The sequence below is a fragment of the Enterobacter sp. MGH85 genome, from assembly GCF_001037655.1.
GTDB classification, from domain to species: Bacteria; Pseudomonadota; Gammaproteobacteria; order Enterobacterales; family Enterobacteriaceae; genus Enterobacter; species Enterobacter intestinihominis.
Map to the genome: position 1 here is coordinate 2,484,339 of NZ_KQ089925.1, position 13,004 is coordinate 2,497,342.

Genomic DNA, 13,004 nt, shown 5'->3' on the forward strand with positions numbered 1-13,004 from the left:
CTAGTCAGCGGACAATAGCTGGCGCGTGTAATCCTGCGCAGGCGCAGTGAATACGAGCTGGCACTCTCCCTGCTCAACGACTTCTCCCTGCCGCAATACCACCACCTGATGGCAAAGCGCACGCACCACCTGTAAATCGTGGCTGATAAAGATATAGGCCAGCCGATGCTTTTCCTGTAGCCCCTTCAGCAGCGCCAGAATTTGCGCCTGCACGGTGCGGTCCAGTGAAGAGGTAGGCTCGTCCAGCACGATCAGCTCCGGTTTCAGGATCAACGCGCGGGCAATCGCTATACGCTGGCGCTGTCCGCCGGAAAACTCAGCCGGATACCGGTGCCGGGTCTCGGGATCTAAACCCACTTCCGCCATCACCCGCTTCACGTCGATTTCACGCTGTTGTGCCGTCAGCGCGGGCTGATGAACGCGCAGGCCCTCTTCAATAATCTGCAATACGCTCAGCCGCGGGTTCAGCGAAGAGTTCGGATCCTGAAAGACCACCTGCATGCGCGGGCGGACGGGCAGCATTTGGCGGCGGCTCAGGTTTTGCAGCGGCATGCCGTCAAAGAGAATGCTTCCCTGCGAGGCGATCAGGCGCAGCAGCGCCAGGCCGGTGGTGCTTTTGCCCGAACCGGATTCGCCCACAAGCCCAAGCGACTCGCCCGGACGCAGAGAGAAGCTCATGTTTTTCAGAACATGATTGTGATCGACCACGCGACGCAAAATGCCTTTGCGGATCGGGAATGACACCGACAGGTCCTCAACCTTCAGCAACGGTGCGCTGTCAGCGTTAAGCGGAACCGGGTCGCCAGAGGGTTCGCTATCGAGCAGGCGCTGTGTATACGGGTGCTGAGGCGCGCTCAGCAGGGCAGTTGCCCTGTTCTGTTCGACGCAGCGGCCATTTTGCATCACGGCCACCGCGTCAGCGAGCTTTTTCACGATGCCCAGGTTATGCGTAATAAACAGCAGGCTCATGTTCAGCTCGTCGCGCAGTTCGCGCAGCAGTTGCAGAATTTGCGCCTGCACCGTGACGTCCAGCGCGGTGGTGGGTTCATCCGCAATCAACAGTTCGGGGCGCGTCAGCAGCGCCATCGCGATCATCACGCGCTGGCGCTCGCCGCCGGAAAGCTGATGCGGGAAATCGTTCAGCCGTTTCGCCGCATTACGAATGCCGGTGCGTTCAAGGCAGTCCAGAATTTCCCCCCGCGCTGCCTCTTTACGCATTCCCCGATGAAGTGACAGCACTTCATAGAGCTGTTTTTCCAGCGTATGCAATGGATTGAGCGACACCATCGGCTCCTGAAAAATCATGGCAATCTTATTGCCACGAATGCCGCGCAGGGTTTGCTCATCAGCGTTCAGCAGGGATTGTCCATGGAACAGAATATCCCCGTGCGGATAGCTGACCGGCGGGGAAGGGAGCAGGCGCAGCACCGACAGTGCCGAAACGCTCTTACCGGAGCCGGATTCCCCGACCAGCGCCAGCGTCTCTCCGCGCTGGATCTGCAACGATAAATCCGTCACCACCGGGCGAGATTCGCCCTGCTTTGAAAACGCAATCGACAGATTTTCTATGCTCAGAAGAGGCCGGGTCATGTCATACCGCCTTGTTGGGATCGAAGGCATCGCGCACGGCTTCGCCAATAAAAATCAGCAGGGAAAGCAGCACCGCCACGGAGAGGAATGCGGCGATGCCCAGCCAGGGGGCCTGGAGGTTGTTTTTGCCCTGCAACAGCAGTTCGCCAAGAGACGGTGAGCCCAGCGGCAAACCGAAACCAAGAAAATCGAGCGACGTCAGGGTGGTAATGGAGCTACACAAAATAAACGGCAGGAAGGTGAGGGTCGCCACCACCGCATTGGGAAGCATGTGACGGAAGATAATTGCGCGATCGCTCACGCCTAATGCCTGCGCGGCGCGAATATAATCGTAATTTCGCGTGCGCAGAAACTCCGCGCGCACCACGCCGACCAGTGCCATCCAGCCGAACAGGACGGTGATGCCTAACAGCCACCAGAAGCCAGGCTGTACTACGCTGGACAGCAGGATAATCAGAAACAGCGTCGGCATACCGGACCAGACTTCAATTACGCGCTGCCCCCACAAATCGATTTTTCCACCGTAATAGCCCTGCATGGCGCCCGCCACGACGCCCATCACGCTGCTAAAGAGCGTCAGAAGCAGCCCAAACAGGAGCGAGATGCGGGTGCCATAGAGGATGCGCGCCAGCACATCGCCGCCGTTGGCGTCCGTTCCCAGCCAGTTCTGCGAGGAAGGCGGGGAAGGGAAGGGGGTGGACGTGGCGTAGTTAATACTGTTCGCGCCAAAGCGAATCGGTGCCCAAAGCGCCCAGCCGTGCTGCGCGATCTGTTCACGTAACCAGGGATCCTGATACTCGGCTGGCGTCGCAAACGGACCGCCAAAATCGCTTTCGCTATAGGTAGTAAGCACCGGCACGTACCAGCGATCTTTGAAATGCACCAGCAGGGGTTTATCGTTGGCAATCAGTTCGGAACACAGACTTAAGGCAAACAGGACGGCGAAGATCCACAGCGACCAGTAGCCGCGACGGTTGTGGCGAAAGCGCGCCCAGCGGGCCTGATTGACGGGGCTTAAACGCAACATCAGCGGCCCTCAAAATCGATACGGGGATCGACCAGCGTATAGCTGATATCGCTGATGATATTCAGCAGCAGGCCGATCAGGGTGAAAATGTACAGTGTGCCAAACATCACCGGGTAATCACGGGAGACGGTGGCCTCATAGCCGAGCAGCCCTAAACCGTTGAGAGAGAACATCACTTCTATCAGCAGAGAGCCGGTAAAAAACATACTGATGAACGTGGCGGGAAAACCGGCAATCACCAGCAGCATGGCGTTACGAAAAACGTGCTTCCACATAATCTGCTTTTCACCGACGCCTTTGGCGCGCGCGGTGACGACGTACTGTTTGCGGATCTCATCAAGAAAGGCATTTTTGGTCAGCATCGTAAGCGCCGCAAAACCGCCGATAACCGTCGCCAGCACCGGAAGCGTGATGTGCCAGAAGTAATCGGTTATTTTCTGATACCACGGCAACGTGCTGAAATCCGCAGAGACCAGCCCGCGCAGCGGGAAGACGTCGAAATAACTGCCGCCAGCGAAAAAGACAATCAGCAGCACGGCAAACAGAAACGCCGGGATAGCGTAGCCGATGATAATGAACGTGCTGCTCCAGATATCAAAACGGCTACCGTTGTAGACCGCTTTGCGGATCCCCAGCGGAATGGAGACCAGATAAATAATCAGCGTCCCCCACAGTCCGAGCGTGATGGAAACCGGCAGGCTTTGCTTGATCAGGGTTAGCACCGAGGCGCTGCGAAACAGGCTGTCGCCAAAATCGAAACGGACATAATCCCAGAGCATCCTGAAATATCGCTCGTGCAGCGGCTTGTCAAAACCATAGCGATGGGTGATCTCGGCGATCACCTCCGGATCCAGTCCCCGACCGCCCCGGTAGTGGCTTTCGCTGATATTGCCCACGCCCGTCCGGGCATGGCTGGCCCCCATTCCTTCACCGCCGCCGCCCGGCATGCCGCCAGCGTGACCAAATTCTATGGCCGCAATCGCCTGGTCCACCGGGCCGCCGGGGGCAATCTGCACGATAAAAAAGTTAATGGTAATGATGGCCCATAGCGTCGGGATAACCAGCAGCAGCCTGCGGATAAGATAAGCGCCCATCGTCACTCCTCAACGCCGCGCTGCGGGCAGTTTTGCGGCTTTATTCACGTCATACCACCACGTATCAAAACCAAGCGTATAAACCGGGCGAACGGCGGGCAGGGAGAATTTGTCCCAGCGGGCCACGCGATCTTCACCCATGTACCACATCGGCAGCATGTAATAGTTCCAGGTTAACACCCGGTCAAGCGCGCGCCCGAGCGGCAGAAGTTTCTCTTTATCGCCCTGAGCGGCAACGATTTTCGCGATCAGCGCATCAATCACCGGACTCTTTACCCCCGGAGCGTTGTAGGAGGAGTCGATATACCCCGATGCCCAGGAGATTTGCAGGTCTGAACTCGGCCACGGCTGGGCAGCCCACAGGGTTTGCATCATGTCGTAATCGCGACTGCGCTTGCGGTTGGTCAGCTGGGCAATATCGACCTGGCGGATATTCATGGTCACCCCAAGACGGGCAAGGTTCTTCTTAAACGGCAGCACCCACTGATCGTTTGCGCCGGAGGCAATCAGCAGTTCGAAGCTGAGCGGCTTACCAGTTTTAACATTTACTCGTAGCCGATTTTTCAACACCCAGCCAGCGTCATCCAGCAGTTTGCTGGCTTTCAGCAGGTTGTCCCGGTCGAACCCGTTTCCGTCGGATTTTGGCGGTTCAAATAGGCGGGTGAACACTTCCGGCGGGAGCTCCGCTTTCATTGGCGCCAGCAAAACCAGCTCGTCCGCGTGGGGATAATCACGGGCGGCATATTCAGTATTCTGGAAATAGCTGTTCGCCCGGCTGTAGGCTCCGTAAAACAGCGCTTTGTTCATCCATTCGAAATCAAACGCCAGGGTAATGGCTTCACGCACCCGACGATCGGAAAAAACCGGGCGCTGAATATTAAACGCCAGCCAGCGCGTGTCCTGCGCGGATTCGTTTTTATGTTCGTCTTTAACGATATAGCCTTTCGCGAAATTTTTTCCGATATACCGGGTCGCCCAGTTTTTGGCGCTGTTCTCGACACGTAAATCAAATGCGCCTGCCTTAAACGCCTCGAAGGCTACGTTATCATCCAGGTAGTAGTCGTAGCGGATTGTATCGAAGTTCCAGCGGCCCCGGTTTACCGGCAGCGTGGCTGCCCAGTAATCTTTCACGCGGGAATAGATCACGTACTGGCCCATTCGCCAGTCGGTAATGCGATACGGTCCTCCGGCCACCGGCGGGGAAGAGAGGGGATCGCTCAGCTTATGGTTTTTCCAGAATGATTCGGGCATGACGGGCAGGGAGAACAGGCTCAGCATATTCTCTTTGTTTGGCTCAGGGAGTTCGATTCGCACGGTCAGCGGGGCGATGGCTTTCACCGTGGTGCCCTTGTACACCAGACGAAACTGCGGCACGCCTTCGGTCATAAATTTATGAAAGGTGAACGCCACATCGCGGGCGCTAACCGGCGTACCGTCGTGAAAACGCGCCCGCGGATTAATCGCGATTTCTGCCCAGCTAAAATCATCGGCGTAACGCACGTTCTCAGCGACCAGGGGATAATAGCTGCCGGGCTCGTCGTCGGAGGTGACGAACAGCGTGTCATAGAGGGATTCGGTACGCGCTGCCGCCACGCCGCGCAGGGCGAAGCGGTTAAAGTTGTCAAACGTTCCGGTCGCGGAAAGCGTCACGTTCCCGCCTTTCGGGGCGGCGGGGTTCACATAATCGTAGTGAGTAAAGTTGACCGCATACTTCGGCTCGCCAATGACGGCAAAGGCCGTGCTCTCTTTGATGGTCTGCGCCTGGCCCGACAGGCTCACCAGCGCCAACAGCATCAATACAACGCGCATAATCATAGTGCGGCGGATCCCTTTGTTCACAGGCAGGCTCGGTTGAGGAGAATAATAAGGGACAGCGCCGTGATTGTGAAATTATTCCCCGAGCGTGATGTCGGGTTGCCACGTCCTGAACTGCTCCAGCGGCATTGGTCGGCCGATCCAGTAGCCCTGAAGATAGTTCACGCCATGCTCGCGCAGCCACGCCGCCTGCTCGGGCGTTTCAACACCCTCGGCGACGGTTAACATATTCAGGCGTTCTGCCAGCGTCAGCACCGCGTCAAGCACTGGCGAGGTAACGGTTTCAGTCCCGATGGCATTCACGAAGCCACGGTCAATTTTCAGGTAATCCATCGTGAAGCGTTCCAGATAGATCAGCGCGCTGTGGCCGGTGCCAAAATCATCGATGGCGATTTCAAAACCTTCATTGTGCAGCCATTCAAACAGCTGATTTGCCTCGCGGTGGTTGATCATGTCGCGCTCGGTTATTTCCAGCACAATCTGGAAGTGATCGGGCGGAAGGGCAGCGGCAAACGCGCGCATATCCTCCTTAAAGCTTTCCGCATGCAGATGACCGGGCGCGATGTTGATCCCAAACTTGGCCCCAGGCGGGAGCACCGTTTGCAGGACAGGGGCATCGCGGATAATCAGGTCAAAAAGATGCAGCGTCAGCGGGACGATCAGCTTCTGCGCTTCAGCAAAATTAATAAAGGCATCCGGTGGAATTTCGCCCATCACCGGGTGCTTCCAGCGCATCAGGACTTCCAGCCCGGTCATTCTGAGCGACTGCGCATCCACGACGGGCTGATAGACCACGTAGAACTGGTCGTGCTTGATGGCCGTAAGGATCTCTTTCCCGGGATTAAGACGGATAGTGAGAATATAGAAATTCAGCAGACCTGCCGCAATACCGCAGACCAGGCCGAAGAACACGGCGTAGAGCAGTTCATCGGTCTTCCAGGCTTGCGCATAGACGTTAACGGTCAGAGGAATATTTTTCAGCGTGGCGGTGCGAGCGGGGACCTCAGGCAAATCCCGCGCCTGAACCAGCATTCCGGACTGGGTGGATAACGCGGAGTCGCCAATGACGATCGATATTCCGGAAAATTCATCCTGACGTGACGTATAAAGAAGGTAAGGCGTCAGGTTGATGTTCACGGAGGTAAATACGCCGCCGTCTTTTACCAGCGGATTGCGATACCAGATAGCGATCGCGGGTTTATCCGGCAGCATGGGCGTGCCCGGCAGGAGCGCGATATCAACAGGTTTGCTGATGTGTAGCTGAGGGATAAGCGTTTCCATTGGGGTATTCATCGGACCTGTTGCCGAAGAGCAGAAGGCCTGTTTATCCCGGACCAGCAAAAAGGCGCGCACGTTAATACTGAAGGCCGCGCGTGAGGTGAGCGCCGCACTGACCTCTTCACAGCTGTTCAGCGTGAGCGGCTGGAGCGTATCAATAGAGGTTTTAAGCTCGTCGAAAAAGTTCTCCATGTAGACGCTTAAATCCGTAATGAGGGTATCGTACCTGACTTCTCGCTTGTGATAACTCCAGTAAAACTGTAATGCACTCAGAAGCAGGGCGGTAAACAACCCCGTCAGAATACTGAGAAACAGTATCTTGCGGTTGCTGGAGAAGTAGCGGGTAAACATAGATGTCGTGATTCCTGAAATGACGCGGGATGTCTATCAGTGTAACGGGCAAAAAAAAACACTGCCGGAGCAGTGCTTTTTTAATCGTATCGCCAGCCAAGGGATAACCAACGATACGACAGCAATATTAACTACGGCTCAGAACGCGGCGAGCTTCGTTGTAGCGCTTCTTCCAGTAAGGTTCGTTCATGCTGGAAATCGTCACACCACTGCTGGTGGAAGCATGGACAAACTGATCGTTACCGATATAGATGCCAACGTGTCGACCGGTTGAACCTGCTCTGAACAGGACTAAATCGCCCGTACGCAGTTTAGTGCGCGAAATGGACTTGCCCATTTCCTGCTGTTCATAAGTAGAACGCGGAAGGTCTAACCCAAACTGCTCACGGAAAGTACGCTGTACGAATGCGGAGCAATCGATGCCTTTCTTGGTGCTGCCGCCCAGGCGGTAACGCACGCCTTTCCAGTCAGCATACTGATCCATAATACGCGACTTAACGTCGAGATTACGTACCATATTTTCAAATTCATCCTGAGAGGCTTGCAGTGAAGAGGAATCTTCCATTCCCACAACACGCGTCTCAGGATGCATATTCTTCGCGGTGTTCGTCGTACTACATGCCGAAAGCAGAACCGCCACTGCAATCGCCGGGATCCCCCGCAAGATATATCTCAAAATTGGTTGAGATTTGACCATTTTGTTTGTTTTCCCTTGAAGTCCTTAACGAAAATATCGTTATAAAAATGCCAACCGTGACGAGACTAATTATCTGTTCACAATGAGACAATTCTTTATGGTGAAATCTGTGGCACAACGCACAAAATTATTCACCACGATAATAATTATCTCAATGGGGCAAAACGAGTTCGAGGTTAACCGATTGCAAAGGGCATTGCGAGCAAAAAAGACCGTTTTTTTATAAGAAAATGTGATACACAACGTTACAGCGCGGAATTGCTCAAAATGCCGCCATTCATACCGGTAATCCCTGCAATTGCTTCATTTTTATCACGAATTGTATGACGGAATGATGACAGCGCTGAATGATGCCGGAAAGAAGTGACTCAGGGATCGAAAACGATCCCTGATGAATGGTGTTAATTAGCGTTATTTATTTGTTTCAGACTTGTTTAAATTTGCCGGGAAGATAGCGATCAAAAATACTTATTACGCGATCGCTCAGGGGAGTCATCAGCACCCAGGGTAAACCAATTAACACCGCCGTGAGGGAGCCTACGGCGATATCTGTCAGCCAGTGAGCGCCAATCATCACCCGCGGGAATGCAAATACCACCACAATAACCAGGGCGATGGCGAAGGCTTTTTTACCGAAATAGCGCAGCATGAAGCCAGCAAAAATCAGCAGCATCATACCGTGGTCGCCCGGGAAGCTGTCCTTCGACGCGTCTTTGGTTGGAATATGAAGCAGCTCGCTGACGCGGTTAATATTCGGGAAAGAGAGCGACGGACTGGCGCGTTTAACCGGCATCAGATGCTGCGCCAGCTGGTTGATAATCACGGCTGCCAGCAGCATGACCAGGCCGATAATCAGAATACGGCGACGACCCGTTTTGTCCTCCTTCAGCCAGAAGGAGAGCATCAGACAGCCCATTGCCAGCAGCGAACAGCCGTCAAACGCGCGGTTGTTGGTGATCGCCACCAGCCACAGGAAGGCTTCACTCTTCGCCAGCGCCTGGTTAAAGAAGTGGAACAGCCCGGAATCCAGCGGGAACCAGAAACCGTGATCCGCCGGGATATACCAGGAGAAAAAGAGCGCCAGACCGGCAGCGTTGAGCAATAAAATAGCAGGAAGTCGAGTCGTCATAGTCTTCAGCAATGTGTGAAATCAGGGGCAACGTTAGCCGCCCAAACTTAAACGAAGCTTCAACAGGCTTGACTGGAGGGCATTCCAGTCGGTATTAACCGCACTAATTAACTCTATCCGGCTGTCGGGTGGCGCGACGTTCTGGGTTTCTATAAAGAAATCCTCGCCCTGACGATTAATGCGCACCAGACCATCCGGGGTGCGCATGATCCCTTTTACCCGCTCAACCGGCGCCAGTCTCGCCCATTCCAGTATACCAATGGTGTCGAAAACCGTATCGGCATCGAAGATCCAGCCGCAGGCCTGGTGTCCCTGGCCGCTGTTCAGATTTCGACGCCAGCGCTGATGTTCCGGCAGGCTCAGCGCAGCCAGACCTTGCTTCGCGCCGTGGCTATGTGAATGCTCTGCGCTGGCAGGCAGTTGCGTCTGGTTGAGGCGGGGAAGATCGAGCAGGTCGCCATCAATGTTGCCCTGGGTGGTCTGCACATACTGACGTCCACCGCCAGCCTGCTGCCACCAGGCATTGAACGCGGCCTGACTTTCAGGCGTCGCGCGATCGGATTTATTCGCCACGATGATATCTGCCGAGGCGAGCTGGTCGCGGAAATTGTCATTATTGATCGCTTTTTCATCCAGCAGCTGGCGGGGGTCGAGCAGGCAAAGCGTCGCACGCAGCTCAAGCCACGGCTCGTAGACCGGGGCGGTCAGTAAATCAAGAATTTGCTTCGGATGACCCAGCCCAGTGGGTTCAATCAGCAGACGGTCAGGCTTGCCCTGACGCAGCAGCGTATTCAGCCCGACCTGCATCGGCAGACCATTCACGCAGCACATACACCCGCCCGGGATCTCTTTCACCATCGCGCCGCTGTCGGCGAGCAACGCGCCGTCGATCCCCACTTCGCCAAATTCGTTGACCAGCACGGCCCACTTTTCCGCCGGATCTTTATTGGCCAGCAAATGCAGAATGGACGTAGTTTTACCGCTGCCGAGAAAACCGGTGATCAGGTTGGTTTTGGTCACGTGCGCTCCGATAAATAATTGTGATGTAGTAACAACTATCTATCATCCTGACGAAAAAATCGGGCATTGAGAAGAGGGAGGGCGAACGGAGCGTAAAACCGTTCGCCTTAAACGCAATAATCGCTAAATTTTTAACGTTTCGTTAACGGCCTGACGCGCGCCGAGCCGGACGAGGCGCTGGTACGCGCCGGTGATTGCCTCGACAAAGACAGGGTTTTGCGGCAGGTCGTCGCCAAAGATTTCTTTTAGCGTCAGCAGGGCGCTAACGCGTTCTGCGTCACTGCTGGAAGCGACAATGGCCTGAAACTTGTCGCTCAGCGGATCGCGCACGTCAATGGCGTTGCCCTGGTCGTCCGTCCCGCTGACGTAGCGCATCCAGCCTGCGACGCCCAGCGCCAGTAATGGCCAGGCGGTGTTACGCTCAAGATGCATGCGGATCCCATCCAGCATGCGCTGAGGCAGCTTCTGACTGCCGTCCATAGCGATTTGCCAGGTGCGGTGCTGTAGCGCCGGGTTGGCGAAGCGGTCAAGCAGGCTGTCAGCATAGGCTGTCAGATCGACGTTGGTGATGCGCAGCGTAGGGGCCTGCTCATTCAGCATCAGCCTGCGGGCAGCCTCGCGGAAGCTGTCGTCCTGCATACATTCATTTATGTGCGCGTAGCCGGCAAGGTAGCCCAGATACGCCAGGAAGGAGTGGCTGCCGTTCAGCATCCGCAGCTTCATCTGCTCCCAGGGCAGGACATCCTCAACCATCTGTACGCCTGCAACCTCCCATTCCGGACGCCCGGCGACAAAGTTATCTTCCACTACCCACTGAATGAACGGTTCACAGCTGATGGCGCAGGGATCTTCAACGCCAAGTTCCTGGGTGATTTCCGCGAGTGAGGCGTCAGTGGCGGCGGGCACGATTCGGTCGACCATGGTGCCAGGGAAGCTCACGTGCGCCTCGATCCATCCGGCCAGCTCTGCGGAACGCTTTCCGGCCATGCCGAGAACGGCATTTTTCACCACGTGGCCGTTATCGGGAATGTTGTCGCAGGAGAGCACGGTAAACGCCGGCAGGCCGCGCTCGCGGCGGCGATGAAGCGCTTCGACCAGAATACCCGGCGCGGAATGCGGCTCAGACGGATGCTCAAGATCGTGCAGAATGCGGCTGTTGTGCATATCCAGTTTCCCCGTCGCCGGATCGATGCAGTAGCCTTTTTCGGTAATGGTGAGGGAGACAATGGCCACCTGCGGTTCGCAGAACTTCTCAATAATGGCTGCCAGCGAGTCGAGTTTTGCGTTCAGGCACTCTTTTACCGCACCGATAATAATGGGTTGATTGCCTTCGGCACCTTTCTCCAGCACGGTAAACAGATGATCCTGCGCGCGGAGCTGGCGCATGAGAACATCGCCGCTAAAGAGACTAATCTCACAAATACCCCAGTCGCCTCCTTTGGCGTTCAGCACCCGGTTTGTTAACAACGCCTGATGCGCCCGGTGGAACGCGCCAAAGCCGAAATGGACGATGCGGGAGCGTAACTGCTCGCGATCGTAGCGGGGCTGCTGGACATGAGCAGGAAGCGCGGTGGAGGCAATAGTCTTCATGTAGTACACACCTGATTAACCATTAATTAACAATGCCAGTGTAAAGTTATATGACAACAAATTAAATTGGTAAGCCGTAAATATCCCGGTTATGTGAGTTTGATCAATCAATGTCGCGCGCTGTGTTGACCACTTCGATTAAACATGTATGGTAGTCGTCATTGAGGTAATCCATATTGGTATAACAACTTGAGAGGGTGGGGCAATGGAACAAACCTGGCGTTGGTACGGGCCGAACGATCCGGTTTCTCTTGATGATGTGCGTCAGGCTGGCGCAACGGGTGTGGTCACGGCGCTGCATCATATTCCGAACGGTCAGGTGTGGCCGGTGGAGGAAATCCAAAAGCGTCAGGCACAGCTGGCAGAGAAGGGTCTAACCTGGTCTGTCGTGGAAAGTATTCCGGTTCACGAAGATATCAAAACCCACTCCGGTGAGTGTGAAACCTGGATTGCGAATTATCAGCAGAGCATTCGTAACCTGGCGGCCTGCGGTATTGATACCGTCTGCTATAACTTTATGCCAATTCTGGACTGGACGCGTACCGACCTGGAATATGAAATGGCCGATGGTTCGAAGGCGCTGCGTTTCGATCAAATCGCTTTTGCGGCTTTCGAGCTGCACATTCTGAAGCGTCCGGGGGCGGAAGCAGACTACACCGCCGAAGAGCAGCAGCAGGCGCTGGCGTGGTTCAATGCCGCCAGTGAAGCGGACATTGAGAAGCTGGTTCGCAATATTATCGCGGGCCTGCCGGGGGCGGAAGAGGGCTATACCCTCGATCAGTTCCGCGCGCGCCTGGCGGAATATGGCGATATCGATAAAAACCAGCTGCGTGAAAACATGGCGCACTTCCTGCGCGCTATTGTGCCGGTGGCAGAAGAAGTCGGCGTGCGGCTGGCGGTCCATCCGGACGATCCTCCGCGCCCAATCCTCGGCCTGCCGCGTATCGTGTCGACCATTGAGGATATGCAGTGGCTAAAAGAGACGGTGGACAGCATCTACAACGGCTTTACCATGTGTACGGGCTCTTACGGCGTGCGTGCGGATAACGATCTGGTGCGGATGATCGAAACCTTTGGGGATCGCATTCATTTCACTCACCTGCGTGCAACCTGCCGTGAAGAGAATCCAAAAACCTTCCATGAAGCAGCCCACCTTGGCGGCGACGTGAACATGGTTGCGGTGGTGGATGCCATTCTCTCTGAAGAAGTACGTCGTAAGCAGGCGGGGGATGTACGTCCTATCCCGTTCCGTCCGGATCACGGGCATCAGATGCTGGACGATCTGCGCAAGAAAACGAATCCAGGGTATTCGGCGATTGGCCGTCTGAAAGGGATGGCGGAAGTGCGCGGTATCGAGCTGGCGCTGAAAATGACGAAGTATCCAGAGCTTCTGTAAGCCTGATTGCCCGGTGG

General features: G+C 55.5%; 10 protein-coding genes. 1 reads left to right on the forward strand and 9 read right to left on the reverse strand.

What is annotated here, in order from left to right; translation table 11 throughout:
- From yejF to SK51_RS11845, 9 genes are all read right to left on the reverse strand, one after another.
- Positions 1 to 1,590, reverse strand: a complete 1,590-nt coding sequence (gene yejF, locus SK51_RS11805) for a microcin C ABC transporter ATP-binding protein YejF (protein WP_023306621.1) — start codon at positions 1,588 to 1,590, stop codon at positions 1 to 3.
- A gap of 1 nt (position 1,591) precedes the next feature.
- Positions 1,592 to 2,617, reverse strand: a complete 1,026-nt coding sequence (locus tag SK51_RS11810; RefSeq protein ID WP_023306620.1) for a microcin C ABC transporter permease — start codon at positions 2,615 to 2,617, stop codon at positions 1,592 to 1,594.
- Positions 2,617 to 3,711 (reverse strand): microcin C ABC transporter permease YejB, encoded by a 1,095-nt coding sequence (locus tag SK51_RS11815; protein ID WP_023306619.1) that lies wholly within the window; start codon positions 3,709 to 3,711, stop codon positions 2,617 to 2,619. Before SK51_RS11815 ends, SK51_RS11810 begins: the two co-directional genes overlap by 1 nt.
- 9 nt (positions 3,712 to 3,720) lie before the next feature.
- The gene (locus SK51_RS11820) at positions 3,721 to 5,526 is read right to left on the reverse strand and encodes an extracellular solute-binding protein (RefSeq protein WP_032671337.1); all 1,806 of its coding nucleotides are present in this window, start codon (positions 5,524 to 5,526) and stop codon (positions 3,721 to 3,723) included.
- Positions 5,527 to 5,601: 75 nt separating this feature from the next.
- A complete protein-coding gene (locus tag SK51_RS11825; RefSeq protein WP_023306617.1) occupies positions 5,602 to 7,155 on the reverse strand; it encodes a cyclic di-GMP phosphodiesterase in 1,554 nt (517 codons plus the stop codon).
- A 127-nt stretch (positions 7,156 to 7,282) separates the two neighbouring features.
- The gene (gene mepS / locus SK51_RS11830; RefSeq protein WP_003859364.1) at positions 7,283 to 7,852 is read right to left on the reverse strand and encodes a bifunctional murein DD-endopeptidase/murein LD-carboxypeptidase; all 570 of its coding nucleotides are present in this window, start codon (positions 7,850 to 7,852) and stop codon (positions 7,283 to 7,285) included.
- 424 nt (positions 7,853 to 8,276) lie between these two features.
- Positions 8,277 to 8,981: a phosphatase PAP2 family protein gene (locus SK51_RS11835; RefSeq protein WP_023306616.1), complete on the reverse strand. Its 705-nt coding sequence runs from the start codon at positions 8,979 to 8,981 to the stop codon at positions 8,277 to 8,279.
- A 33-nt stretch (positions 8,982 to 9,014) separates the two neighbouring features.
- Complete coding sequence (locus tag SK51_RS11840; RefSeq protein WP_023306615.1) at positions 9,015 to 10,001, reverse strand: CobW family GTP-binding protein; 987 nt, start codon at positions 9,999 to 10,001, stop codon at positions 9,015 to 9,017.
- A 123-nt stretch (positions 10,002 to 10,124) separates the two neighbouring features.
- On the reverse strand, positions 10,125 to 11,591 hold the full coding sequence (locus tag SK51_RS11845) for a mannitol dehydrogenase family protein (protein ID WP_023306614.1): 1,467 nt from the start codon (positions 11,589 to 11,591) through the stop codon (positions 10,125 to 10,127).
- 205 nt (positions 11,592 to 11,796) lie between these two features.
- Here SK51_RS11845 and uxuA point away from each other — a divergent pair, with 205 nt between their 5' ends.
- Positions 11,797 to 12,987, forward strand: coding sequence for a mannonate dehydratase (uxuA, locus tag SK51_RS11850; protein WP_023306613.1), 1,191 nt, complete (start codon positions 11,797 to 11,799; stop codon positions 12,985 to 12,987).
- The last annotated feature ends 17 nt before the right edge of the window (positions 12,988 to 13,004 follow it).